Below are 23,593 nucleotides of genomic sequence, written 5' to 3'. Positions count from 1 at the left end.
TTAAGAGTCTTTTTTGCTTTCTTTTTTCTGTTTGTAATCAGCTATAGCTGCTTTTATTGCATCTTCAGCAAGTAGTGAGCAATGTAATTTTACCGGTGGAAGTGATAATTCTTTTGCTATTTCAGTATTTTTAATAGTTTCGGCATCTTCTACTGATCTTCCTTTAACCCACTCCGTTACTAAAGAACTTGAAGCAATAGCTGAACCGCAGCCAAATGTTTTAAATTTAGCATCTGTAATAATCCCGTCATCATCAACTTCGATTTGTAACTTCATAACATCACCGCAAGCAGGAGCTCCAACTAGTCCTGTACCGACATTTTTATTTTCTTTATCAAGCGATCCAACATTACGCGGATTTTCATAATGATCTATCACTTTGTTGCTATAAGCCATTGTTATTCTCTAAAATTTAGTTTCAATTCTGTCATGCCGTGACTTGATCACGGCATCCAAAAATATAATTTAAAATACTAATAATATTAGTATTTTAAACTGGATCCCGTGTGGCCAAGCCACGGGGTGACAATGTTAGTGTGCTGCCCACTTAATCTTCTTCAAATCAATCCCCTCTTGCATCATTTCCCAAAGAGGGCTTAATTCCCTTAGTTTATCGATTTTTGAGCATATTAAATTTACTGCGTAATTAATTTCCTGCTCGGTAGTAAACCTACCTATACCGAACCTAATCGAAGTATGGGCAAGCTCTTCACCGATACCCATGGAACGCAAAACATATGACGGCTCTAAAGAAGCAGAAGTACAAGCAGAACCGGAGGAAACCGCTAAATCTTTAATAGCAAGGATAATTGACTCCCCCTCTACTCCAGCAAAGCTTAGATTTAGATTGCCTTTATATCTTTGATCTTTATCGCCGTTTAAATACACTTCCGAAATTCGGCTATGTATATTATTTAAAAATCTGTCGAATAAGTAATTTACGTGCTTAGTATCTTGTTCCATCTCACTATACGCTATTTCAGCAGCCATGCCAAGCCCTACGATTAAAGGAGTCGGTAGCGTACCTGAACGCATACCTCTCTCCTGCCCGCCACCGTTTATGAGCGGCGTAACACGCACACGAGGTTTTTTCCTTACATATAATGCCCCTATTCCTTTCGGACCGTAAATTTTATGTCCTGAGATACTGGCAAGATCAATATTAAACTCGTTAACATCAATTGGAATTTTACCAAAACCTTGAGCAATATCGGAATGAAAAAAAACGCCTCTTTCACGGCAAATTTTCCCGATTTCCTTTAAAGGCTGAATAACACCTATTTCATTATTAACCGCCATAACTGAAACTAACATAGTCTGATCAGTAATGGCATTTTTTAGAGTTTCTAAATCGATTATTCCATTTGGTTTAATCGGTAAGTATGTGATTTTTATCCCTTCTTGCTCTAAATGCCTGCAAGCATCAAGTACGCATTTATGTTCACTGACTACGGTAATAATATGATTTTTCTTATTACCGTAAAATTTTGCTATTCCCTTTATTGCAAGGTTATTAGATTCAGTTGCACCGGAGGTAAAAATAATTTCTTTAGTATCCGCTCCTATTAACCTTGCTACCCTACTCCTTGCCTCTTCAACGGCGTTTTCTGCTTCCCAGCCGAAAGAATGGCTACGTGAATGAGGATTCCCAAATTTGGTAGTAAAATAGGGCAACATTACTTCCATTACCCTTGGATCTAGCGGCGTTGTTGCCTGATAATCCATATATATCGGTAAGGCTAAATTGTTTAATTGTGGGTTCATATGGTTACAAATGTTAAATAGTTTGTTTTTCATCATTGCGAGCGACCGTAGGGAGCGTGGCAATCCAGAAAAATAATAAAAAGTATAATAAAAAAGTGCTAATTTTAGCATTTTTTTACTGGATTACTTCGTAATTTTCCTCGCAATGATGGGTTGAAAGTTCATATATTGTATATCTCCTCAAAGGCTTCTATAAAAGCCTCTATATCACTTACCGTATTAGTATGGCTTAAAGATATCCTAATAGAGGATTTTGCCTCTTCTTCATTCATACCTATATTGGTTAATACGTGTGATTTAGATATTTTTCCTGATGAACAAGCAGAGCCGGAGCTTACGCAAATATTACGTAAATCAAACCCGATGAATTTCACTTGTGCATCCGTATTCGGTATAGTAATTAAGGTAGTATTAGGCAACCTCGCTACATTATTACTAACAATGTTTACGTTTGGGTATTCTTTTAGTTTTTTCTCTAAAGCTTCCTGTAAGTTTTTGATTTTTACATATTTCTTTGAGATATCTTTTGTTATTAATTCAGCTGCTAACCCAAGCCCTGCAATAGCTAAAACATTTTCAGTACCTGATCTTATTCCTTTTTCTTGCCCTCCTCCTATAATTATTGGAGTAACTTGAAAATTAGAGTTAGAAATTAAAACCGAACTACCCTGCCCTGCTCCTATTTTATGTCCTGAAATTGTCGCAAAATCTAACCCTAATACTTTGATATTTATAGGTATTTTACCAAATCCTTGGACTAAATCACTATGAAATTTTGCATCATATTTTTTAGCTATTTCACTTATTTTGGTTATATCTTGTAAAACTCCACTTTCATTATTAGCCATCATTACAGAAACTAATTTTTTAGTAGCATTACTTTGAGATAATAACTCTTCTAGATGTTCTAAATCAACCAAACCTTGAGTGTTAACTCTTATAACTTTAATATTTGGAGCGTAGTTTATATGGTTATAGATCGATAAATGTTCAATAGCTGAAATAAAAATATCGCTGTCATAAAAATTTTTCATTATTAAATTATTACTTTCAGTTCCCGATGACGTAAAAGTAATATCATATTCTCTAGATGATAAGGTTATACCAAGAGCTGCTGCTATTTGCAAGCGTGCCGTTTCTATGATATTCTTAGCAAATCTACCTGAGCTATGTGCTGATGAAGGGTTAAGCTCCTTGTCCATTAAACTTATTATGAATTCCTTAACCCTAGGATCAATAACAGTAGTAGCATTATGGTCTAAATATATCATATATACTCATTGAACTTGAAAAATTGGCTATGTCGTCTTTGTAAGTCCTCGGATGCTCACGTACTTCTGTACGCTCTGCTCCTCGGCTTACAGACTCCTTGCTCTTGTCCAAGTTGATCTTCGTATCCCAACTCTTCATTTCACAGGAGTATATTTAAGTTTAAAGCATCTTTAATCGATATATTTTCAAAATAATCTCTAATATGCTTACCAAGACCTTTCCATAATTTATGCGAATTACATTTTATTGTATCAGGCACACAAGTTTTAACCAATTTCTTATAGCAGGTAGTCATTATAAAATTTTCGTTAACGGCGTCCATAATATCGGAAATTTTTATTTCTTCTAGGTTACCTATTAAAATATATCCCCCTTTCGATCCTCTAATAGCCTTAACTAGATCAGCTTTTTTAAGTTTAGAAAATATCTGCTCTAAATAGTTAAGCGATATATTTTGTTTTACGGAAATGTCATTCAAAGTGACCGGTTCGGCACTTGATTTTGAAGCCATTTCAAGTATTGCCATTACGGCATATCTTCCTTTCGTCGTCAGCATCATATAACCAACCTATTAAAACTTAAAATTTTTTTTTATATCTACAATACCCAAGTAATTTAGTCAAGTATATAATTATATTATTTAATAAAAAATTAGCTTGTTAATATAAACTAAAATTTAATTGTGTAGAATCTAGTAGAAGTGAAAAAGAAGGACAAAATATTATAAATAAGTGCTTAATCCAGAATTACCTAGGGACGTTGTTGCATGGATCAATTCCACCTCTGTCATCCCCCCCCGCGACTTGATCGCGGGATCCAACTTAAAATACTAATATTATTAGTATTTTAAATTGTTTTTATGGACCCCGTGGTCAAGCGAGCTAGGTGACATAGTGGGTTTTACCGATCCACGCAACAATGCCGGCATATGACATTTAGCTGGATTCCTGCTTTTGCAGGAATGACATTTAATTATAGTTAATTATTTTATTATCCATACCCTCTGTTTGTTATTCTATTTCTAGCTTTAGGTTTTGAAGAAGCAGCAATATTTTTTAAATGAGCTTGATAATTTTTAATTTTTTCTATTCTGTTTTCTCTTAGTTTTTCATGCTTGGTTCTAGCACTTTTTCCAAAACCTACTTTGGTTTTCATATCTTTTATAAAATCAGTAACAAATATTCGTGGATGCCCTTGAATATCGATTTGACAATTTTTATCTAAAGCACCAGGCATAGTTTCTTGTATTTTTTTACAGCACGGTACATATCTAAAGCTTAAGGTTGATAATGACCGCTATTATTACTAAGGTAATCAATTTTTCCCCTATCATTTATACCTATAACTCCTGCTGCTTCCGCAGGCTTTCCACTTAAAAATGAACCGTGAACAAGATTTTTAGTATTTGGCAAATATTGATTTTTATGAGTACCCATATAAATTACTCCATCCTTTCCCATTACAAATGCTTGAACATTATTCATGCTTTTACTTTCTTTACCGATAGTAGAAGCTACTTTACCGTTAGAATCAAGTAATCTCTGAGAGGAGGTATCATAGAATAGTCGGTGATTTTTGTTCCTCCGGCCCCATACGCAATATTTCAAATTCATGCCCATCCCATATTTGTTTACCTTGAGCTATTTGAAGATGATGTTCTGCAAGTTTTGGATTTGGATGAACTACTTTAACTCTTACAGAATCTACTATAGCATCGTTTAATTTTCCTAACTCATGTTCCGGTATTAAAGCATGCTTGAATTTATTTATTAATCTATTCCAATTATCTCTAGCTCTAGTTTTTGGATCTCTAAAAGGTGTATCAATATTTTTTCCGGCATCCCCAACTAGATAAACTTTATTATCTTTTTGGACTAAGTTATCTTTGTATAAAGGCTCTCCCTCTTGATTGATAAGTTGACCTTTTCTTTCAATAGCAGCTAATTGACCATCCTTATAAAGGATAATTTTTTCATTATTTAATCCAAGCTTTGAATTAATTTGTATTTTACCTTGATAATTTAAATTACCAATACCGATACCATCAATATCCGCAATTTGAATATCTCTTTTTATCAACAAATTTTCTAATTTCCTCAGAATTATTAATAAATTGACCGTTATCCTTTAATATTCCTTGTATATCGCCGGTAGTATAAGTAAATGCTTCTTTGATTGTTTTTGTGTCCTTTACAAGACCTACTGCAGCGAAAATTTGTTGAAAGAAATTTAGATTTCTCTTTACTTCAACATTTTTTACTCCAGTACTTCTCTTTCATGAATTACCAATTGATCCGGCTTAAGTAGCCGCCTTTATCATAAATATTAATTACTCTTCCTCTTATAAGGTCTACTTCTGTTGCTTCTTGATCTTGCAAAAATTCCTTAACTTGCGGCTCTTCTGCAAACCTTACTTTCTTTTTTTCCTTACCCATTTAAATTACCTAAATTTATAAACAAATAATTTTAGGTTTCATTTTAACAATAAAAACTTTTATTTTTTTAATAATAGGCTGTTTTTTTAGTAAATTGAGGATTTAAAATCACATATTATATGATAACCGATTTTTCTTATATATAGTGCGATAGGCTCTTGTTAATTTGCCAAATAGCGATAAATACTAAACAAGTTGTACACATTTGTAGTAGCTGTAATAATATGCTTAATTCCGGTATTAATATAATAATAACCGGTTGTAATATTATCGGGACTCCGCTTGAAAACATTACTAACCTTATAGAAGTTTGTATTGAAGTTTTAGTAGTAAGTAAATTAGCTAAGCTATATACTAACAAAACTATAATACTTCTCTCTAATAAGAATGTTACAAACCAAAATAATATAATAGCCGGCATACCGAAATAAATAAACAAATTTGGTGCATATAATAAATTATCGGCAAAATATTTTTTTATTATTTCAAGAGTTAAAATTACTTCATTTTGCTTGAATATCTCAGAATAGTTAACAGTACTTGGGAAATTTTTCTTAGTATTGGCTACAATTAAATTTATCTTCAGCTTATTCTCTTCAAGTACAAACGGTATTTTGCTTTTTTCTTTGTTAGAAACTTGATTTTTTGTATCAATGACGACTATTTTATTGTTATTTTTACTATATAAATATATAGGCTCTACTTCTTCAACTGAAATTTTTGAATTATTATATTTAATTTCCGGTAATTGATTGATAATATATTCAATGTTGTCTGTAACTTTTGATGATTGTATTCCGTTAAAATAATCTTTTAAAGTTATTATGTAATTTAATATAAAAATACAATAAATTATTGACGGAATAAAAGATATGGTAAATAAATATCTTATTCCATATCCTTGATAGTTTATATATACGTCTTTATAAAACTCTATAGAGCTAATTGATAAACGTAATTGACGGAGTAATGCATTTAATCCTCCTAATATAAATGATAATAAATACATGTATGAGTAATTTATTTAAGTTTCTCAACCTCTTCCTTCTTTAATCCGGTTGAGGTAGCTATTAAGTCAGTTTTTACACCGGCTTTGATTAAATTTTTGGCTATATTAATTGTGATTTAAGTATTTTTTCTATTTCTATTATATCATTTTGACCAACTTTGGTCAAAGTATAGAATAAAATTAACTCTATATAATCAATCCCTATATTAACCTCAGCAAATATAGATAAAAGGTCAGCTATTTCTTACCATCTCTTTAACAAATCTCGTTTATGAATATGCTTCATAAAAAATTGTAGAATTCCGGACCAAGTATTTTCTTTCAATTTTTCATCAGGAATTTCATGAACATTAATTAGCCGATAATCATTAATCCAAGTAGCTTTTACTAATTCACTATTTTCAAATAATTCCCATAAATTTAAAGGAGCAGTATATTTTTGTATGCCATTATAAAACACTAAATAATATATGAAAGGAGATTTTTTGTTTTTTATTACTTTCATATGATATTCAGCAATATTTAACATATACCTAAATAACCGAAAAGCCATATATATAGTGTGTGACACGAGATTGCATCAAAGAGTTGTTTTTCCGCTAGGCAGGAAACCATCTATGTCACTATATGAATCTAAGGGTATGAATAAAGAGCTACCCTGACAATGTGATGAAATACTGTTAAGCATAGGGAAAATCTCGTGAGAGTAATTCCCTTCTGATAATCACAATCAGATAAGTTGCTAGATAGCCAATATGATAAAGATATCTGATCCTTAATGAAAGAAGCTCGAGAAGGTATCAAGATGAATATTACATCAACAACTGTAGAATTAATACGCCAGTTAAACTCTAAGTTAAGAGGATGGGTACATTATTATAAATATGAAATAATGAAATATTTACCGATTGTAAGACATGTTAAAGTGAAAATGGATGCTACAATATATGATCCGGCATATAAGAAATATTTTGAAAAGCGTGAGCGACTCAAAAGAAATTCATCACATGTGCATTGGGTTCATAATAAAACGCTCCATTTAGTGGGGGGAAGGTGACACACCACCAAATAGCTGGGTCTAACAAGGAGCTTGAGCCGTGTGCGGGGAAACCAGCATGCACGATTCTTAGGAGAGTGGCAATTGCTGCTTATCTGATTTTGCATTTATTGGGTGTCAGAAGAGATTAACATTAGACAATATTACTATTTTCACCCTTTTCATCCTGCATGTAAAAATCGTTTTTTTCATTCAATATATCATCACGGTTTGTATATAAAGATTCGATAAATGAAATAGAATCTTTAAAGCTAGCTGCACAGTTAAATTATCCATATCATGTCTTTTTAAAGCTTTAGGAAACACAAATTCTTTAACCACATTACCTAATTTTTGTATTTTAGGTTGAGATTTCGGGGAACAAGAATTTGATACATGTATTTTTTGGAGATTTATTATTTCGTTTCTACGTTCTTGCGTTTTATTAATAGCTATTTTCTTTAAACTATCATCTAAATCTTCCATTCCAATTTTATTGCGAATAATAATCATTTATACTAATTACTTCATTTCCACGCTTTCTCTCATGCCTTGCTTCTACTATACTGCAAGCCAAATCTTTTAACACATCTGTTAAGAGACCTTTCGTTATTAAATCTAGACTTTTCGACAATATTTTTATTATAGCCTCTTTCTCATTAATATTATTTTTAAATATTTTAGTTTCAGCAATACGGCAAGCTTTTATAATATTGTCTATATTCCCATAAAATGTATTACAGTAATCGTATAATAATGGGCTTTCTTGTGTTAAACTTTTAATTTCTCTATTAATTTCTGCTTTTTATATTGTTCCACTATCTTTTAGTGTTTTATTGTGACTATCTATCTTAATTTCATGAGCCTCTAATCTTTGGTACTTTTACTGTTTTAGACAAGTTTACAATAGCTGCATGCTTAACATCATAGTCAAGATTTATAAGTAATTTTTTAAAAAAAAAGAGTGGCTTCTTGAATAGTCATTGCTTCTATCATCTTAGGCAAAATGTTAATAATTACATACATGATACCACTATAGTTAGAATTTATGAGTAGCTCTTTCACAAAATTAAATACTTCAGGAGCGGGCATTGCTTTTACTGCTTCATCTAAAATACTATAATTTGCGTAATTTAGTACTATTTTATCTAAAGTAGGTTTAGTACTTATTATTTTAGTGAATACTTGATTTACATATTGCTCTAATTCTTCTGAGAACGCAATATTCCAACTATTTGACAATTGTATTAAACTGTTTTAGAATACTGTTTTATCTATTGTTTCGTCTAATATTTGTGCTAATTTTTGTAATAATATCTTCTGCAACCGAATATCCTTAATTTTTCATAAACTTTAGTTTTACTGCCCCATTCATTTCTATTTGCTAAGCCTGCTATTATTCCTACAGATGCTTTTAATTCTTGAAATGCAGATTTTCTTTTTCGTAATTTCTCATTTACTGTTTTAATTATTTTTTCTGATAAATATCCGCTGTCTATTTATATGTTGTTCCCAAATTGTAATATCTTTTAGTACGATCTCATCCATTAAATTTTGGATTTATGTTAGATTTAGTATTCTATCATCAAATTTCTCATTAATTTTGCTTTGAGTTAGTAGATGCATTAATAATATAATCTTTCTTTCAATCCCTAGCTCTAATATATCGTTAATGTTGTAAGTTGTAGCTTCCCAAAATATTTCTATTAACTCTTGATTATTATCATTTATTTACTATCCCTGCTAAAAACTTTAGAGCCATTAAATATTTCGGGTCGTTTCTATGCTCACCTATAAAGTTCACAGCTTTACTTTTATCCTCTTTATTTTTTAATTGATTTTTTAAACGGAGTGCAGCTAGATATTCTTGAAATGTTAAATGAATAAATTGATGATTTAGATTTATTATGCTTTCGCTTGTTCCTTCCGCTTTAAGCAACCCAAGCTTATTTATTTTTTCTATATTAAGAATTGTAAAATCCTTATCCTTTAACTTTGCTTTTATTAATTGATGTGTTACTAGCTTTCCTGTATTTACCACAGCTTCAAAAGCTATTTCTTGTAAGAACTGAAATTCAGGTGTAGATAATATTTACTATTCTTTCATTTTCAAATTTCTGAAAATATTTTTTTCCAAGCCATATTACCACTTCTTGATATAGCCGGCTTATATTAAAATCTTCATTACTGTTTTTTTGAAACTTATCCCTTATATCTTTATCGCCCCAAACCAAACATATTAATGCAGTATTGATAGGAACTTCGCATATTTCTTTTATTGGCTATGAGTATCTAAAAAGCTTTTTAATTGTGTTCCCAGCTCTTTATCATCTTCAAAATTTTTATTTACATATTGCTCTATTCCCTCACTATCCCAGCCTGTATTTTCTACTTTCCGCTCAAGCCCGTTACTCATTTTTTCTACAACCGCATTAGGTCTAGAACTCATTATTACGTTTTTATATTCTAATATTTTATCTATTAACTTTTTAAATTCATCTCGGATATTTAGATGTGCTACTTCGTCATATCCGTCAAGTAATAACAATATCTTATCTTTATTTTGGATATCCATTATTTCCTTAACACTTAATGTACTTTCACTACCGCCTAAACAATAATGGATAAAATAATTGAGTTTACTTTGAGATAAATTATTAATATCAAAATACCCACTATAATCGTCTTTCCAATTTTCATTTAACAATTCCTTTAACCTGATTCTAAAGACATAATCAAATTTGTCGTTCCACAGTTTTTCTTTTCCCCATTTATGAGATAGATAGTGCATTAACGTGGTTTTACCTATTCCTGCACTACCGAGTAACAATACTTTACCCATATCAGCTTGAATTCTGTTTACTTGCTCAATTATATTTTTTATTTCTGATTCACTTTTATTAGGTAAATTTTTATAAAGTAGTTTAAATTTGTATTCCTCATTTGTTTCTTCCTCTAGTGACTTAACTATATTATCAATTTTTTCTTCTTGAACTTGATAATTTTTATCAAACAACTCCCTTATCTTTTTTTCCGTATCTATGGCTTTAAAAATATTCTCTATTTCTATTGATTTCTTTTCTCCGACAACTTTATCACGTAATGCTGCTTTAGCTGCTTCATCATCTTCACTAAGTAATATCTGTAATTTTACATAATATTCCTCTAAAGACTGAGCTTTGATTTTCTAATCTTCTATTAGCTTTGGTAAAGTATCTTGGGAACGGTATAAGATTTTTAATCTTGTTATTAATGGACTTAGAATTGAAGTTTGCATATCTTAGTTTGCTACTATAAGAAATATATCTTTAAAGTTTAATGTTTTTTCTCATATTAAACTATTAAAAGAAAATTTAAAGTTTTAATTCTTTTATTAATCTATTTTTTTAGGAAAGCGATCAATTACAAGATTTAAAATAATATTATGCTCTAGAAATGCCTTAGCTTCGGCAAGCACTAAGGTAAATCCTTCAGTTGAAGAAATAGCCTGTTCTACCACTTCATTACCATCACCTATAAAACTGTTATTTGTAATAGTAACAAAAGTTTCTCCTGAACTAATCGAAGTAAACTGCCATTCTACCAATGTTGGGGTTTTATATGCATCCCATTCAATAAGTATTTTTTTATTTTTTTTAATTTCCTGCACGTTAACTTGAGCTGAGAAGCCATACATTTCCTATGTCCAAGTGATTTGTTTCTTAACTTCTAGCTTATCGCTGCTTTTAGTAAATCAAAATTTTGAGGTAATATTAGGATTTATAAAAGCTTCAAATACTTGATCAATTGGTTTACGAATAAGCATTGCTGCTTTTGCAGTTGGTTTTAACTGATTTATATAAACATCATTATTAATAGTCATTTGTAAAAACTTTCTTAAATCATAACTCCAAGAATAACCTACACTAAGTCTTTATAATTTTTTTACTATTTCTACTATTATTAAGAGATGTAGTTAACAAAAATACAACTAATTAATAATATTTATTAATTTTTAGTTAACGATTGTTGAATAGCTAGTAATAAGTTAATAAAAATTAAGCAGATTATAGACTTCAAAAAGTCTTTAATATTTAGGTTATTATGCAAGTTGATAAAGAATCAAATAATAGTGAATACTGGTATTTGTTGGGTAAATCTCAAATATATATGGAACCGGAAAAAGCATTAGAGTCATTTAATAAAGCAATAAAGCTAAAAACGACGCTTTATTCTACTTTAATAAAGGGATAGCTTTGGGAGTATTAAATGAAAAAAAAGATTGAAGAATCAGAAAGATTTTTTAGAAGAATCCAAAGATTAGGTATAAAAAATAAAGAATTACAAATATGCTACCTTTTTATAAGGGCGATACATCTAAGTGATCAGAAAAAATACTATGAAGCACTTAACTCTATAAATGAGGTTTTAGAATTTAAAATTGAATATGAAAAACTAAATTTATATAGATATAAAGCCGTATTGCTAAATTTAATAGGAAAATATAAAGAGGCAATGGATTGTTGTAATTACGTTTTAAAGCACGGAGCAGGTCAAATATCAAAGAAGAAACAGAGGGATAATATTAGCGGTAAAAGCTTTTAGCATTTTTCCTAACAGATTGTGCTTAGCCCTTGGGGTTTTATTTAACGTATATTTATTGCGGTGATATTTTAAAAAATAATTTTAATTATACTCCTGAACAGGTTATACATCAAAATTTACTCGTATCTGTCATAGAGTTATTTGATGCTTTTTTATTAATCTATTTAAGCACAAAAATTTATCCTTTAAAAATTCTTAAAATAAAATTATCAGTATTTGCTATTTTTATTATAGCGTGTCCTTATTTGTTTTATAATGCTACAAACCCAACTTATATATTTTTAATACAATTGTTTATCATGTTATTTGGTTGTTTTATTAATCCAGCTTTTTCAATTTTTTTAAACATTTTCCGATATTTAAACGTTTTATGCATTTAGCCTCATATATGCTATATCACGTGCAATAATGCTCTTAATAACTTCATTTGGTCTTGCTTACTTAACTGAACATTTTACTGGGGGATATTAATGATTATGATACCGGGGTAACAATAGGCTATTATTTCGGGTTACGTCACTTTGAGAATTTAGAAAAGAACAGTGAGCATCAAATTTAATAATAGTTTTATTGCCATTGATAAATTCATTACATATATTGAATAATTTTTCTTCTATACTGTGTATTTCCAAGTGAGCAGCAACAACTAAAAAATCCGTTATAGTTTCTTCTATAATTTTTTGTGCTTTTTCAAGAGATTTAACTCCTAGAGTTTGCACGTTATGTATTCGATCAAATAATTTTATAAGTGCCGTATTATATCTTTTTTGCTGAATTAATAGGTTTAAGCTTTCTTTAGCGGTAATTTTACCATAAGGTTTGATTCGCATTAATCCCTCTACATGTCTTGCTACTTTTGGTTCAAAGATCTCAGCTACTATCTCTTCAGTAAGTTCTGTATCTTCAATAGTATCATGCAGTAAAGCAGCTTGCAGCATAATAGCATTATAAAGCTTAGTACTTCTTCGGCTACAAACTCTGCAAGCATAATTGCCACCTCAATCGGATGAGAGTAATAAGGTTTACCAGATTTACGCATTTGTGAGCCGTGATATTTGCGAGCGTAGTAGATGCCTTTTTTAACTTCCTCTATATCCACAGGATTTTTTACTTTAGTGTTTAAATATTCGAGTTTATCAAGTAATTTTTTAGCGTAAACTTTCCCTAAAATACTGTACGTTCTATTTGACGACGTTTAACGAGTCTTTACTAGTTTTTTAACATAGAACAAATAAGCTCGATTCATATTTAGAGTTAGTAGCGGACGGGATTATAACTAGAGAAGAGTTTTTGCGTAAGAAAACATAATGGAAAAAACATCAAGATAAAGTAATGTTAGAGATAGCAGAGCATAATAAAGGTGATGATTGTTTTACGGAAAAAATGATAGATGTACTAAATCTAACTGCCAATGCACATCAATATTTTATGTTGTCGAATGTTGAGAGAAAAAGACGCCTAATAAAAACTATGTTTTCGACAATTAAATTAACAGGCAAAAAGCTTGACTTTACGCTGCATTCGCCGTTTGATTCATTCATAAATGTGTCGAAAGTCGAGGAATGGCTCCCCGGGCTGGACTCGAACCAGCGACTGAACGGTTAACAGCCGTTTGCTCTACCACTGAGCTACCGAGGAATAGAGGTTCTGTGTACTTTTGATTAATGATTATAATTATGGCTTTTAGCTGCAAATTATAAGATTTTTTTGAAATAGGAACAGCTACCCCCTCAAAAATCTTATTAATTTTCGCTTAAAAATATCTCATAATTATAATCATTAATCAAAAGTACACAGAACCTAGAAACTCTAAAAAATTTTAGATACAGCATATTTTAGAAAGCTTCAGATAAGATGAATTTAAAGGCGAGCCTGCACAGCGTACAAAAGTACGTGAGCACAGGCGAGATCTACAAAATTCGCTTGTATCAAGCTTTCTAAAATATGCTGTAACTTCTTATAACAAATCTTTTCTATAACGTCTAGCGTTTTCTTTATACAAAATAAAAAAAGTTTATTCATCCCCAATTTTCAAGGCTGCAATAAAGGCAGATTGCGGGATTTCGATATTACCGTACTGTCTCATTCTCTTTTTACCTGCTTTTTGCTTCTCAAGAAGTTTACGCTTACGGCTTATATCGCCGCCGTAACATTTAGATAAAACATCTTTACGCAGGGCTTTAATAGTCTCACGGGCAATAATACGGCTACCGATACTTGCTTGAATTGCTATATCGATCTGCTGTCTTGGTATCAAGTCCTTTAACCGCACGCATAACGCTCTACCCCTCTGCTCGGCACGTGAGCGATGTACGATTGTGGACAGTGCATCAACCGCTTCTGCGTTAACCAAAATCCCAAGCTTAACAAGCTCGGAAGGTTCATAAACATCCATTTGCCATTCAAAACTTGCATAACCTTTAGAGCAGCTTTTTAAACGATCGTAGAAATCGTAAACTATCTCATGTAACGGTAATTTATAAACTATTTTAGCCCTATTTGCTATATAGCTATAATCGAGTTGCATTCCCCTCTTTTCCGTACAAAGCGATAATACCGCACCTAAAAACTCATCAGGTACCATTATAGTTGCCTTAATCCATGGTTCTTCCATCGATTCGATTTTTTGCAAATTAGGCAAATCTGCGGGGTTATGAATCTCCAAGCTCTCACCATCCCGCATATGGATTTTATACACTACGCTTGGGGCAGTGGTGATCAAATCTAAATCGAATTCCCTACTTAAACGTTCTTGGATTATCTCTAAATGTAGTAACCCTAAAAAGCCGCATCTAAAACCTACTCCGAGTGCTGACGAGCTTTCCATTTCATACTCAAAACTAGCATCATTAAGGCGTAATTTAGCAAGAGAATCCTTTAGATGCTCAAACTCTGAACTATCTGTCGGATAAAGCCCGCAAAATACTACGGGTAAGTTTGGTTTAAAACCCGGTAGAGCTTGCTCGCAAGGCTTCTTCTCATCAGTTATAGTATCCCCGACTTTACAATCCGCTACTTGCTTTATAGAAGCAGTAAAGAAGCCGATTTCGCCTGCATGCAAAACATCCGAAATATGTTTTTTCGGAGTAAAATATCCAACATTCTCAACTGTATAAACTGAGTTAGTAGCCATCATTTTAATCCGCATATTCTTACGCAGAGTTCCATCAATAATACGTACTAAAATAACCACACCAAGATATGGATCATACCAACTATCAACAAGCAAAGCTTTTAAAATATCAGTGTTACTTTCTTTCGGCGGAGGTAATTTATTTACTATTGCCTCTAAAACTAACTCAATACCTATACCGCTTTTTGCCGAAATCAATATAGCTTCACTTGCATCGATCCCAATTATATCCTCTATTTGCTGCTTAACCTGCTCAGGTTCTGACGCCGGCAAATCAATCTTATTAAGCACCGGCACAATCTCATGATCATTCTCGATTGCTTGGTAAACATTGGCAAGCGTTTGGGCTTCTACTCCTTGCGTACTATCAACTACTAATAGCGACCCTTCACAAGCAGCAAGTGACCTACTAACCTCATAAGCAAAATCAACATGCCCAGGAGTATCCATTAGATTCAAATAGTAGGTATTGCCGTCTTTAGCTTTATATACAAGCCGCACGGTTTGTGCCTTAATAGTTATACCCCTCTCTTTTTCGATATCCATCGAATCTAGTACTTGCTGGCTCATTTCCCTAGCCTGCAAGCCACCGCAATGCTCAATTAACCTATCGGCTAATGTAGATTTACCGTGATCGATATGAGCGATTATTGAAAAGTTCCTTATATATTTTTGATTATTCATAATTATTGTGATATAATTTGTGTTTTGTCATCCCCGTCATTGCGAGGAGAGGTGAAGCCTCGACGTGGTAATCTCATGAAATAATAACAAACTCCTGAGATTGCGTACGTACAATTACTTTGTAATTTCCGTAGCTTATGACGGCTACAATCACGATAATATATAACAAAATCGAAATTTATAACAGGAAAAAATAATGCGAGCCGAAATAGAAAATTACGTAAAAAAAATTGAGCAGTCTTTAGAACTACTTTGGAGGTCACTTTGACGTTGAAGCATCAACTGAAAGACTGAAAGAACTAGAAGAATTAGCAGCCGCCCCGAGTTTATGGAATGATCAGGCTAATGCACAAAAATTACTACGAGAAAAAAGTAATTTAGAAGAAAAACTAAATGCTTTTAATAAGCTCAAATCCAATTTAAAAGATGCTTTAGAACTTGAAGCAATGGCTGCCGAAAACGACCTAGAAACACTTTCACAAGTTGAACAGGACTTTAAAAATTTAAGCATAATCGCTGCCAAATTTGAAACTGAATGTTTATTTTCAGGTGAAGCAGACAGTAATAATTGCTTTTTAGAGATTAATGCCGGTGCGGGAGGAACTGAAAGCCATGACTGGGCATCTATTATGATGCGTATGTATTTGCGTTTTGCCGAGAGACTCGGCTTTAAAACCGAAATAATCAATATTATTAACGGCGAAGAAGCAGGCATTAAATCATGTACGATTAGGATAATAGGCAAGCGTGCTTACGGGTGGTTTAAAACCGAAGCAGGAGTTCATAGGCTGGTACGTATTTCTCCGTTTAATGCAGCAGGTAAAAGAATGACCAGCTTTGCAAGTAGTTGGGTATATCCTGAAATTGACGATAATATAGCAATTACTATTGAGGATAAGGATTTAAGAATCGATACTTTTAGAGCATCAGGAGCCGGCGGACAGCACGTTAATACTACCGATTCTGCGGTACGTATCACCCATATACCGACCAATACGGTAACGCAATGCCAAAGCGATAGGTCACAGCATAAAAATAAAGCTCAAGCTATGAAAATGCTTCAAGCAAAACTCTATGAGCTTGAAATGCAGAAACGCACGGACAGCGTTAACGAGCAGAATGCCGCTAAAACCGATAATAGCTGGGGACATCAAATTAGATCATACGTTTTGCAACCGTATCAAATGGTGAAAGATTTACGCACCGATTATGAAACTTCTGATACTAAAGGAGTACTTGACGGTGACCTTGAAGAATTTGTTTCCGCAAGCCTTGCTATGAATGCGGGTGGTAAGAAGTAGTTAAAATCAATGAGCAATATTTTAAGTAATGAATCATATACTGATTTAATTAAAAATTTAAAACAAGAAATTAGCAAAGCTCGTATTAGAGCCCATTTAGCAGTTAATAAAGAATTGATAGTTCTTTATTGGAATATAGGAAAATTAATTTTAGAACGTCAGAATAAAGAGAAATGGGGATCAAAAGTTATTCAAAATATTTCTGATGATTTGCGTAAAGAATTTCCTGAAATGAAAGGATTATCATATCAAAACCTTTCTTATATGCGTCAGTTTTTTGCAGAATATAAAATGACCAAATTCTCCAACAGGCGGTTGGAGAAATCCCATGGAGTCATAATATTATTATTTTTTCAAAACTAAAAAATATAAATCAAAGAATTTGGTATGCACAACAAACCATCGAAAATGGTTGGTCAAGAAATGTATTATCTTTGCAAATTAAAAGTAATTTATATGAAAGGTCAGCGAAAGGTATAAATAACTTTTCCAATACTTTACCTAAATTACAATCTGATTTAGCAAGGTCGATTATAAAAGACCCTTATAACTTAGAATTTTTAGATATTCAAGGTAAAATAATAGAACGAGATTTAGAAAATAAATTGATAGATAATATTAAAAACTTTTTATTAGAGTTAGGACAAGGTTTTGCATTTGTTGGCAATCAGTATCATATAGAACTTGAGGGAGAAGATTATTATTTGGATTTAGTTTTTTATCACATAAAACTCAAATGTTATGTTGTTATTGAATTAAAAACCGGTAAGTTTAAGCTGGAATATGCCGGTAAACTAAATTTTTATCTTAATTTAATGGATCGCAAAATTAAAGATAATTCGGATAATCCTACAATTGGATTAATTTTGTGTGAAGAAAAACAAGGTATTACTGTAGAATACGCTATAGAAGGCATCCAAAAATCAATAGGAGTATCACAATTTAAGCTTACAGAAACATTACCTAAAAAGCTTGAAAAATTTCTGCCTACCCCTCAAGAGCTAGCAAAGCTAAAAAGCGAATAAGTTACTAAAAGTTATTTTTCTTGATATCACAGTCAAGCTATGGTATGACATATCCGTATTTCAACCTCATTATTTTTATCACAACATGAAAAACTATAAAAACCTTACCACTGTTATTTCTATAATTATTATAGGTGTAGTTTCATTTTTAGGATTCCAAAATTATCAAAAATTTACTCAAGACAAACATTTTGAGCAGATAATAACCGATCTAAATAATCTAGAGTTTGATCCTGCTAATGAAAAAATCCGCAAGAATTTTATCTCAGAAATACAAAATATTTATGCAACCGAAAATCCTGAAATAGATAAGAATATAAACTATGTATGGGTTTTATCTGCAAGACATTCTTATACAAAAATACCGATTAATTCTGATGCTCAAAATATTGGAGCGGTAGATAAAGAGGACGGATATAATAGAATGAGGCTTGTGGGATCGAAATAGCAAGAGAAGTAGCAGCTAAAAAACTTGATAAGCAGGAATCTAACTTAACATCTGAAGAATTACAAAAATACGAACCGATAATTTTATTTAATGGCAGAGCTTATGATAATAGCTTACTAAAAGAAGCCCTTGATAAAAATATTATTATCGATTATCTGAAAGAAAATTTCTATATTTTCACGTTACCGGAAAATCACACCAATACCGGCGGACAATTTAAAACTCTATATAAAGAGCATGAAAACGGTAATATTGACCTAGATAATGCCGAAATTGCTATTGTTACTCATGCTTATCATTTTCCTCGTGTTAATCGATATTTTGATAACAAACCGAATTTTGACTTCTTCTTCAATCATAACACTAAACTTATGATTTTTTTAGTCGATCGAAAATTTGAAACCTCAGAAGTAGATCATGAACTAAAACAGGAGCTAATAAAATTACCTAGCTATATAGAGAAAGGTTTTGTTTCAGAAAAATTAAATGCTAATTAATTAATCGGTATCTCTCTTGCTTCTTGTTCTTTAATCTCAATGCGAGGTAGAATAATAGTAAGTATTCCATTCTTAAGACTTGAAGAGATATTTGCCTGATCTACATCTTCATATAATGACATTACATAATTAAAATTTTTATTCATATAATTATCTGAATCATCACCTTTATTTTTTTCTTCTATATTCCCTGTAATAAATAATTTATTGCCGTTCACTTTAACCTTAATTTGACTTTTATCAAAACCAGGTACTTCCATAATAATAATATAGTGCTTATCTTTAGTAATAAAATTGCTTTTTATGCTATTAAATTCATACAATGGCAATCTATTTTTAAATAAATTATCAATATTTGTAATTTGATTATCTATTAAATCTACTACCTGACGCAGCGGCACTGCATGACCGGAATCATAATTCTTATTAGCTATTGCAATATTACTAGATAAAATAATAGCTGCTATAGACGGAATATATAATCTTACGCTCTTTAACATAAAACCACCATTAATTTTGTTAGTTATATATTTAAATATATAACATTATCTATTCAAAATTCAAGTCTTATATACTCAGAGTAAATGAAGAATTAGTAGACGAAGGTCAATTTCAAAAAGAGCTAGGAGTTCACAAGGCGAGGAGCGGAGCGTATAAATAATACGTGAGCACCGCAGATCTTGTAGAACGACAACGCCAATTTTTGAAATTCACCGAGTATACTTCCATAATTTGCTGAAAGTACGTTGACCAAAATAAAAGCTAATAATCCCCGCAAAAATAGTTTGATCTTCTATGCTCCATAATATATCTCAATACTCCACTAGCAGAGCAGAACTTTTTAACGATTTATATTGAACATATTTAACACCCCCATACATTGCAAAAAAGCTATAGGCGAGTATGGGTCTTACCAAGCTGTTTAAAGCATCAACCCAACTAACACCTGATTTATAAGTGGAGTAGAGAATATTGCTCTGCCATTTCTTGCGATATAGTAAGCTCTGTAAAAGTTTTGGATTGATTGAGTTTGTTATTAGCAATTTGACGATCTAAAATATTTATCTCGTGTTTTTTGTCGTTAATATCTTTGTATATTTTTAAAATTTCAGGAATAATAGAGCTAATAAAGCCTGTGATCGCTGCAAATAAAGTAATCATAAATACCTATCTATATAAATTTTAGGATAAGTATAGCAAAGATAAGTCATTATACTAAGAGAGGGACGTTGTTGCATGGATCGGCTTTTCCACTGTCACCCCGTGGCTTGACCACGGGATGACACCGAGTGCGTTTTTCAATCCATACAACAACGCCTTTGGTCGCTCGCAATGACGATTTTACCGTGTAAAAATAATATTGAACTACTTTAAATTAGACCAAATGCGGTTTTTTGCAATATAGAAAAAGATAGTAAATACTACCAAAAACATCATAACTTTAAGACCCATAGATTTACGGTGTTCCATTTCCGGCTCAGCCGCCCATTGCAGGAATACCGCAACATCATGCGACATCTGCTCTACACTTGCGTTAGTACCGTCCATATAGGTTACCTGCCCGTCTGTAAGCGGCGGTGGCATTGCTATTTGCTCGCCAGGGAAATAGGGATTATAATGAGTTCCTTGCATCAGCTTAAAATCTGCCGGCGGTTCGGTATAGCCGGTAAGGAGCGAATATATATAATTAGCTCCGTCATGACGTGCTTTTATTATTAAAGATAGATCAGGAGGATGGGCTCCGTTATTAGCCGCTCTCGCTGCTTGCTCATTAGGGTAAGGAGGTACAAAACGATCCGATGGAAGAGCGGGACGGTCAAACATCTCACCATCATCATTAGGTCCGTCTTTTATCGTATATCCTTTAGCGATTTCTTTTATTTCATCATCCGAAAAACCGATATCTTTAAGATTACGGTAATATAAATTGTTTAAACCGTGGCAAACGCTACAAACTTCTTTATAGACCTGAAAACCTCTTTGTACAGCTTCACGATTAACTGTGCCAAATACGCCGTCAAATGACCATTTCATCTTTTTCGGCGGTAATGCTTCTTCGTTGGCTAGACTTAAGCATGAAGTTAGTAGTATGATGCTAGAGATAAGTAGTTTAGTTTTCATAAATTTTTTGAGTCGTCATTGCAAGGAAAAATTGAAAATTTTGACGAAGCAATCTCAGAAGTTTATTATTATTTTATAAGATTGTCGTGTCGAGATTTTGTCTTTCCTTGCAATGATATTTTTATTACAGAATAATTTCATTATATAAATCATCCCAATTTATATTTGTTTGTTCTATTAATTTAATTTTTTTGTCTCTTGAACCGGCTTTAATTTGTTTTTCTCTATTTATTACTGAATTCATAGTTTCATGAATCTCATAAAATACTAAAATTTTGCAATTATACTTTTTACTAAACCCCCTAATTATATCATTTTTGTGTTGGTATACTCTTTTTATTAAATTAGAAGTAACACCGGTATAGAGTATACCATTTTTCTTGTTAGTTACTATATATACTATTGGTTGCTTCATAAATTTGCATGATACAAAAAACGTCATTACTAATATAAGTAATTCGACTAAACAATCTTAGGAATCTTGCCTGAGATTGCCACGCAGCCTACGGCTGCTCGCAATGACGACTTAACTCTTACAACTCCTCCGGCAATGGCAGTGGCTTCTCATATTTACCTATCAGCGGCAGAGCTACTAAGAAATGAAAAAAGTAATAGCACGCAGCAAAACGGCTAATGGTAATATACGGCTCTTCTGCCGGCTGCCCGCCTAAATAACCAAGCAATAAACAATCTGCCATAAATATCCAAAAAGCAATTCGGTATATTGGTCTATAATTACTACTTCTAATTTTTGAAGTATCAAGCCAAGGTAGTAAGAATAACACAAATATACTTCCGAACATTAATAACACCCCGCCGAGTTTAGAAGGTACGGCTCTAAGGATCGCATAAAACGGCAAAAAATACCATTCAGGTACGATATGAGCAGGCGTAACTAACGGATTTGCTGGAATGTAATTATCGGGATGACCTAAATAATTCGGTTCGTAAAAAATAAAATAGGCAAATATTATGAAATAAACCCCAAAACCGACAAAATCCTTTACGGTATAATAAGGGTGAAACGGAATAGTATCTTTAGGGCTTTGAACGTTGATACCTTTTGGGTTATTTGAGCCATGCTGATGTAAGGCTACTAAATGCAGCATCACAAGAGCAACAATAATAAACGGCAATAAATAATGCAGTGAGAAGAATCTATTTAATGTCGGGTTATCAACGGAAAAACCACCCCACAGCCACGTAACTATGGATTCCCCTATTAATGGAATAGCCGAAAATAAATTAGTAATAACCGTTGCTCCCCAGTAGCTCATCTGCCCCCAAGGAAGCACATAGCCCATAAAAGCAGTAGCCATCATGGTTAGAAAAATGATGATACCGATATGCCAAAGCAGTTCCCTAGGTGCTTTATAAGAACCGTAATACAAACCTCTTGCTATGTGTAAGTATACGGCGGCAAAAAACATCGATGCACCTACTGCATGAGTATAACGCAGCAACCAGCCGTAATTTACATTACGCATGATTCGCTCAACACTATCAAAAGCATGATCAACATGGGGTGTGTAGTGCATAGCAAGCACCACGCCGGTAATTATCTGAATCACTAACGCAATACCGGCAATAGAGCCTAAATTCCACAAATAGCTAAGATTTTTTGGAGTCTGATAATGGCTAAAATGCTTTAAGAAAGAGAAAATCGGTAAGCGATAATCTATCCACTGGACAACGGCATTAGGCTTTTTAGGGGTAATATCTTCATTCATAAATAACTACCCAATTCTAATTTTTTTGTCGCTAATAAAGGTATAAGGCGGTACTGCTAAATTTAAAGGAGCAGGACCTCTTCTAACTCTGCCTGAAGAATCATATTGTGAACCATGGCACGGACAGAACCATCCATCATATTCACCTTGATTAGCAAGCGGCACACAACCTAAATGCGTGCAGATCCCGATCGTCACCAACCAATTATCATGCCCTGCTTTCACACGTGCTTCATCCGGTTCAGGATCGATCAATTCTGACATTTTTACGGCTCTTGCTTCAGCTATTTTATCAGGAGTACGGTTAGTGATAAAAACCGGTTTACCTTGCCATTTAACCGTAACTGTTTGCCCTACTGCAATATTTGATAAATCAACCTCAATTGATGATAAAGCTAGCACGTCTGCAGAAGGGTTTAAAGAATCAACGAGAGGCCAAAGAGTACATGCTGCCCCAACTGCTGCAACACTACTAGCCGTTAGAACCATAAAATCACGACGTGTAGTTTGTTTGTTGTTATTATCTTCAGTATCCGACATACAATATTAAAGTG

31 protein-coding genes, 1 tRNA gene and 5 pseudogenes are annotated in these 23,593 nt (G+C 32.6%); 11 read left to right on the top strand and 26 right to left on the bottom strand.

The annotated features are described in order from the left end of the window. From iscU to RAS_RS02315, 11 genes and pseudogenes are all read right to left on the bottom strand, one after another. Entirely contained in the window at positions 1 to 396 is a 396-nt protein-coding gene (gene iscU, locus RAS_RS02360; protein WP_147142004.1) for a Fe-S cluster assembly scaffold IscU, read from the bottom strand. Positions 397 to 531: 135 nt separating this feature from the next. Continuing rightward, on the bottom strand, positions 532 to 1,764 hold the full coding sequence (locus tag RAS_RS02355; protein WP_147141999.1) for an IscS subfamily cysteine desulfurase: 1,233 nt from the start codon (positions 1,762 to 1,764) through the stop codon (positions 532 to 534). Positions 1,765 to 1,925: 161 nt separating this feature from the next. Next, the gene (locus tag RAS_RS02350; protein ID WP_147141997.1) at positions 1,926 to 3,035 is read right to left on the bottom strand and encodes a cysteine desulfurase family protein; all 1,110 of its coding nucleotides are present in this window, start codon (positions 3,033 to 3,035) and stop codon (positions 1,926 to 1,928) included. Continuing rightward, a complete protein-coding gene (locus tag RAS_RS02345) occupies positions 3,016 to 3,174 on the bottom strand; it encodes a palindromic element RPE5 domain-containing protein (RefSeq protein WP_147141994.1) in 159 nt (52 codons plus the stop codon). The genes RAS_RS02350 and RAS_RS02345 overlap by 20 nt, the downstream gene beginning before the upstream one ends. A gap of 1 nt (position 3,175) precedes the next feature. Then, positions 3,176 to 3,595 (bottom strand): Fe-S cluster assembly transcription factor, encoded by a 420-nt coding sequence (locus RAS_RS02340; RefSeq protein WP_147141991.1) that lies wholly within the window; start codon positions 3,593 to 3,595, stop codon positions 3,176 to 3,178. Between the two features lie 431 nt (positions 3,596 to 4,026). Then, entirely contained in the window at positions 4,027 to 4,272 is a 246-nt protein-coding gene (locus tag RAS_RS02335) for a hypothetical protein (protein WP_147141988.1), read from the bottom strand. Between the two features lie 41 nt (positions 4,273 to 4,313). Next, complete coding sequence (locus RAS_RS02330; protein ID WP_010422253.1) at positions 4,314 to 4,520, bottom strand: hypothetical protein; 207 nt, start codon at positions 4,518 to 4,520, stop codon at positions 4,314 to 4,316. A gap of 70 nt (positions 4,521 to 4,590) precedes the next feature. Beyond that, positions 4,591 to 5,118, bottom strand: a complete 528-nt coding sequence (locus RAS_RS09450; protein ID WP_232049290.1) for a hypothetical protein — start codon at positions 5,116 to 5,118, stop codon at positions 4,591 to 4,593. A gap of 200 nt (positions 5,119 to 5,318) precedes the next feature. Next, a complete protein-coding gene (locus RAS_RS08510) occupies positions 5,319 to 5,471 on the bottom strand; it encodes a hypothetical protein (RefSeq protein WP_172616112.1) in 153 nt (50 codons plus the stop codon). A 136-nt stretch (positions 5,472 to 5,607) separates the two neighbouring features. Further along, positions 5,608 to 6,480: a DUF1189 family protein gene (locus RAS_RS02320; RefSeq protein WP_029374777.1), complete on the bottom strand. Its 873-nt coding sequence runs from the start codon at positions 6,478 to 6,480 to the stop codon at positions 5,608 to 5,610. Between the two features lie 106 nt (positions 6,481 to 6,586). Then, positions 6,587 to 7,033 (bottom strand): annotated as a pseudogene (locus tag RAS_RS02315) (Rpn family recombination-promoting nuclease/putative transposase); the annotation flags it as partial. Between the two features lie 252 nt (positions 7,034 to 7,285). On the opposite strand from RAS_RS02315, the gene RAS_RS02310 reads away from it, so the two are divergent. Continuing rightward, positions 7,286 to 7,537: a group II intron maturase-specific domain-containing protein gene (locus tag RAS_RS02310; protein ID WP_197734681.1), complete on the top strand. Its 252-nt coding sequence runs from the start codon at positions 7,286 to 7,288 to the stop codon at positions 7,535 to 7,537. A gap of 192 nt (positions 7,538 to 7,729) precedes the next feature. On the opposite strand, the gene RAS_RS02305 is transcribed toward RAS_RS02310, so the two are convergent. The 6 genes from RAS_RS02305 to RAS_RS10420 form a co-directional block, all read right to left on the bottom strand. Beyond that, a complete protein-coding gene (locus RAS_RS02305) occupies positions 7,730 to 8,029 on the bottom strand; it encodes a hypothetical protein (protein WP_172616111.1) in 300 nt (99 codons plus the stop codon). A 438-nt stretch (positions 8,030 to 8,467) separates the two neighbouring features. Next, positions 8,468 to 8,758 carry a hypothetical protein gene (locus RAS_RS02295; RefSeq protein ID WP_147141986.1) on the bottom strand — a complete coding sequence of 97 codons (291 nt, stop codon included), beginning with the start codon at positions 8,756 to 8,758 and terminating at the stop codon, positions 8,468 to 8,470. Between the two features lie 481 nt (positions 8,759 to 9,239). Further along, positions 9,240 to 9,557 (bottom strand): hypothetical protein, encoded by a 318-nt coding sequence (locus RAS_RS09445; protein WP_232049289.1) that lies wholly within the window; start codon positions 9,555 to 9,557, stop codon positions 9,240 to 9,242. Positions 9,558 to 9,791: 234 nt separating this feature from the next. After that, positions 9,792 to 10,532, bottom strand: coding sequence for an NACHT domain-containing protein (locus RAS_RS09440; RefSeq protein WP_232049288.1), 741 nt, complete (start codon positions 10,530 to 10,532; stop codon positions 9,792 to 9,794). Between the two features lie 357 nt (positions 10,533 to 10,889). Next, positions 10,890 to 11,192 carry an SRPBCC domain-containing protein gene (locus tag RAS_RS08960; protein WP_197734680.1) on the bottom strand — a complete coding sequence of 101 codons (303 nt, stop codon included), beginning with the start codon at positions 11,190 to 11,192 and terminating at the stop codon, positions 10,890 to 10,892. 57 nt (positions 11,193 to 11,249) lie between these two features. Further along, positions 11,250 to 11,378 (bottom strand): SRPBCC family protein, encoded by a 129-nt coding sequence (locus tag RAS_RS10420; protein ID WP_269473006.1) that lies wholly within the window; start codon positions 11,376 to 11,378, stop codon positions 11,250 to 11,252. 221 nt (positions 11,379 to 11,599) lie between these two features. Between RAS_RS10420 and RAS_RS08505 the strand changes: the two genes are divergently transcribed. Then, positions 11,600 to 11,749, top strand: a complete 150-nt coding sequence (locus RAS_RS08505) for a tetratricopeptide repeat protein (RefSeq protein WP_172616110.1) — start codon at positions 11,600 to 11,602, stop codon at positions 11,747 to 11,749. 15 nt (positions 11,750 to 11,764) lie between these two features. Continuing rightward, the gene (locus RAS_RS02280; protein ID WP_147141982.1) at positions 11,765 to 12,100 is read left to right on the top strand and encodes a hypothetical protein; all 336 of its coding nucleotides are present in this window, start codon (positions 11,765 to 11,767) and stop codon (positions 12,098 to 12,100) included. A gap of 467 nt (positions 12,101 to 12,567) precedes the next feature. Here the strand turns inward: RAS_RS02280 and RAS_RS02275 are convergent. Then, positions 12,568 to 13,271: pseudogene (locus RAS_RS02275) on the bottom strand (HD domain-containing protein). Positions 13,272 to 13,663: 392 nt separating this feature from the next. Further along, positions 13,664 to 13,738: transfer RNA gene (locus RAS_RS02265), tRNA-Asn, on the bottom strand. A gap of 185 nt (positions 13,739 to 13,923) precedes the next feature. Between RAS_RS02265 and RAS_RS09435 the strand changes: the two are divergent. Next, a pseudogene (locus RAS_RS09435) lies at positions 13,924 to 14,052 on the top strand (palindromic element RPE3 domain-containing protein); the annotation flags it as partial. A 62-nt stretch (positions 14,053 to 14,114) separates the two neighbouring features. Here RAS_RS09435 and lepA read toward each other — a convergent pair. Further along, complete coding sequence (gene lepA, locus RAS_RS02255) at positions 14,115 to 15,917, bottom strand: translation elongation factor 4 (protein WP_147141980.1); 1,803 nt, start codon at positions 15,915 to 15,917, stop codon at positions 14,115 to 14,117. 196 nt (positions 15,918 to 16,113) lie between these two features. Here lepA and prfB point away from each other — a divergent pair. The 7 genes and pseudogenes from prfB (at position 16,114) to RAS_RS10415 (ending at position 19,188) form a co-directional block, all read left to right on the top strand. Continuing rightward, positions 16,114 to 17,218 (top strand): peptide chain release factor 2 gene (prfB, locus tag RAS_RS02250; RefSeq protein WP_147141976.1). Its coding sequence is split into 2 segments (ribosomal slippage): positions 16,114 to 16,182 and positions 16,184 to 17,218, totalling 1,104 coding nucleotides; the frame shifts between segments, so codons are not numbered across the junction. A 9-nt stretch (positions 17,219 to 17,227) separates the two neighbouring features. After that, entirely contained in the window at positions 17,228 to 17,581 is a 354-nt protein-coding gene (locus tag RAS_RS09430) for a DUF1016 N-terminal domain-containing protein (RefSeq protein WP_232049287.1), read from the top strand. Beyond that, positions 17,542 to 17,628: pseudogene (locus tag RAS_RS09425) on the top strand (DUF1016 N-terminal domain-containing protein); the annotation flags it as partial. The gene RAS_RS09430 and the pseudogene RAS_RS09425, both read left to right, overlap by 40 nt. A 24-nt stretch (positions 17,629 to 17,652) precedes the next feature. Beyond that, positions 17,653 to 18,243 (top strand): PDDEXK nuclease domain-containing protein, encoded by a 591-nt coding sequence (locus RAS_RS09420; RefSeq protein ID WP_232049286.1) that lies wholly within the window; start codon positions 17,653 to 17,655, stop codon positions 18,241 to 18,243. 85 nt (positions 18,244 to 18,328) lie between these two features. After that, positions 18,329 to 18,691 carry a hypothetical protein gene (locus RAS_RS08500; protein WP_172616086.1) on the top strand — a complete coding sequence of 121 codons (363 nt, stop codon included), beginning with the start codon at positions 18,329 to 18,331 and terminating at the stop codon, positions 18,689 to 18,691. Between the two features lie 77 nt (positions 18,692 to 18,768). After that, positions 18,769 to 18,952 (top strand): annotated as a pseudogene (locus tag RAS_RS10670) (hypothetical protein). A gap of 110 nt (positions 18,953 to 19,062) precedes the next feature. Then, positions 19,063 to 19,188 (top strand): hypothetical protein, encoded by a 126-nt coding sequence (locus RAS_RS10415; RefSeq protein WP_269473005.1) that lies wholly within the window; start codon positions 19,063 to 19,065, stop codon positions 19,186 to 19,188. Here the strand turns inward: RAS_RS10415 and RAS_RS02235 are convergent. From RAS_RS02235 to petA, 6 genes are all read right to left on the bottom strand, one after another. Continuing rightward, positions 19,185 to 19,688 (bottom strand): Hsp20/alpha crystallin family protein, encoded by a 504-nt coding sequence (locus RAS_RS02235; RefSeq protein WP_147141973.1) that lies wholly within the window; start codon positions 19,686 to 19,688, stop codon positions 19,185 to 19,187. The two genes, RAS_RS10415 and RAS_RS02235, sit on opposite strands and share 4 nt — an antisense overlap. Positions 19,689 to 20,139: 451 nt before the next feature. Next, positions 20,140 to 20,349, bottom strand: a complete 210-nt coding sequence (locus RAS_RS02230; protein WP_147141971.1) for a hypothetical protein — start codon at positions 20,347 to 20,349, stop codon at positions 20,140 to 20,142. A gap of 204 nt (positions 20,350 to 20,553) precedes the next feature. Beyond that, a complete protein-coding gene (locus RAS_RS02225) occupies positions 20,554 to 21,309 on the bottom strand; it encodes a cytochrome c1 (RefSeq protein WP_147141968.1) in 756 nt (251 codons plus the stop codon). Positions 21,310 to 21,433: 124 nt separating this feature from the next. Continuing rightward, on the bottom strand, positions 21,434 to 21,724 hold the full coding sequence (locus tag RAS_RS02220; protein WP_147141966.1) for a GIY-YIG nuclease family protein: 291 nt from the start codon (positions 21,722 to 21,724) through the stop codon (positions 21,434 to 21,436). A 118-nt stretch (positions 21,725 to 21,842) separates the two neighbouring features. Then, positions 21,843 to 23,039 (bottom strand): cytochrome b, encoded by a 1,197-nt coding sequence (locus tag RAS_RS02215; RefSeq protein ID WP_010423512.1) that lies wholly within the window; start codon positions 23,037 to 23,039, stop codon positions 21,843 to 21,845. A gap of 6 nt (positions 23,040 to 23,045) precedes the next feature. After that, on the bottom strand, positions 23,046 to 23,579 hold the full coding sequence (petA, locus tag RAS_RS02210; protein WP_147141963.1) for a ubiquinol-cytochrome c reductase iron-sulfur subunit: 534 nt from the start codon (positions 23,577 to 23,579) through the stop codon (positions 23,046 to 23,048). Positions 23,580 to 23,593: the final 14 nt, after the last annotated feature.

The organism is Rickettsia asiatica (genome assembly GCF_007989425.1).
Classification (GTDB): Bacteria; Pseudomonadota; Alphaproteobacteria; order Rickettsiales; family Rickettsiaceae; genus Rickettsia; species Rickettsia helvetica.
Note: the sequence above shows the minus strand (reverse complement) of the source record. Positions and strands in the feature narration are given on the sequence as shown.

Coding starts and splice junctions, on each gene's coding strand:
- iscU (WP_147142004.1), bottom strand. CDS start 396: ATGGCTTATAGCAACAAAGTGATAGATCATTATGAAAATCCGCGTAAT.
- RAS_RS02355 (WP_147141999.1), bottom strand. CDS start 1,764: ATGAACCCACAATTAAACAATTTAGCCTTACCGATATATATGGATTAT.
- RAS_RS02350 (WP_147141997.1), bottom strand. CDS start 3,035: ATGATATATTTAGACCATAATGCTACTACTGTTATTGATCCTAGGGTT.
- RAS_RS02345 (WP_147141994.1), bottom strand. CDS start 3,174: ATGAAGAGTTGGGATACGAAGATCAACTTGGACAAGAGCAAGGAGTCT.
- RAS_RS02340 (WP_147141991.1), bottom strand. CDS start 3,595: ATGATGCTGACGACGAAAGGAAGATATGCCGTAATGGCAATACTTGAA.
- RAS_RS02335 (WP_147141988.1), bottom strand. CDS start 4,272: ATGCCTGGTGCTTTAGATAAAAATTGTCAAATCGATATTCAAGGGCAT.
- RAS_RS02330 (WP_010422253.1), bottom strand. CDS start 4,520: ATGAATAATGTTCAAGCATTTGTAATGGGAAAGGATGGAGTAATTTAT.
- RAS_RS08510 (WP_172616112.1), bottom strand. CDS start 5,471: ATGGGTAAGGAAAAAAAGAAAGTAAGGTTTGCAGAAGAGCCGCAAGTT.
- RAS_RS02320 (WP_029374777.1), bottom strand. CDS start 6,480: ATGTATTTATTATCATTTATATTAGGAGGATTAAATGCATTACTCCGT.
- RAS_RS02310 (WP_197734681.1), top strand. CDS start 7,286: ATGAATATTACATCAACAACTGTAGAATTAATACGCCAGTTAAACTCT.
- RAS_RS02305 (WP_172616111.1), bottom strand. CDS start 8,029: ATGATTATTATTCGCAATAAAATTGGAATGGAAGATTTAGATGATAGT.
- RAS_RS08960 (WP_197734680.1), bottom strand. CDS start 11,192: ATGTATGGCTTCTCAGCTCAAGTTAACGTGCAGGAAATTAAAAAAAAT.
- RAS_RS10420 (WP_269473006.1), bottom strand. CDS start 11,378: ATGACTATTAATAATGATGTTTATATAAATCAGTTAAAACCAACTGCA.
- RAS_RS08505 (WP_172616110.1), top strand. CDS start 11,600: ATGCAAGTTGATAAAGAATCAAATAATAGTGAATACTGGTATTTGTTG.
- RAS_RS02280 (WP_147141982.1), top strand. CDS start 11,765: ATGAAAAAAAAGATTGAAGAATCAGAAAGATTTTTTAGAAGAATCCAA.
- lepA (WP_147141980.1), bottom strand. CDS start 15,917: ATGAATAATCAAAAATATATAAGGAACTTTTCAATAATCGCTCATATC.
- RAS_RS09430 (WP_232049287.1), top strand. CDS start 17,228: ATGAGCAATATTTTAAGTAATGAATCATATACTGATTTAATTAAAAAT.
- RAS_RS08500 (WP_172616086.1), top strand. CDS start 18,329: ATGAAAAACTATAAAAACCTTACCACTGTTATTTCTATAATTATTATA.
- RAS_RS10415 (WP_269473005.1), top strand. CDS start 19,063: ATGATTTTTTTAGTCGATCGAAAATTTGAAACCTCAGAAGTAGATCAT.
- RAS_RS02235 (WP_147141973.1), bottom strand. CDS start 19,688: ATGTTAAAGAGCGTAAGATTATATATTCCGTCTATAGCAGCTATTATT.
- RAS_RS02230 (WP_147141971.1), bottom strand. CDS start 20,349: ATGATTACTTTATTTGCAGCGATCACAGGCTTTATTAGCTCTATTATT.
- RAS_RS02225 (WP_147141968.1), bottom strand. CDS start 21,309: ATGAAAACTAAACTACTTATCTCTAGCATCATACTACTAACTTCATGC.
- RAS_RS02220 (WP_147141966.1), bottom strand. CDS start 21,724: ATGAAGCAACCAATAGTATATATAGTAACTAACAAGAAAAATGGTATA.
- RAS_RS02215 (WP_010423512.1), bottom strand. CDS start 23,039: ATGAATGAAGATATTACCCCTAAAAAGCCTAATGCCGTTGTCCAGTGG.
- petA (WP_147141963.1), bottom strand. CDS start 23,579: ATGTCGGATACTGAAGATAATAACAACAAACAAACTACACGTCGTGAT.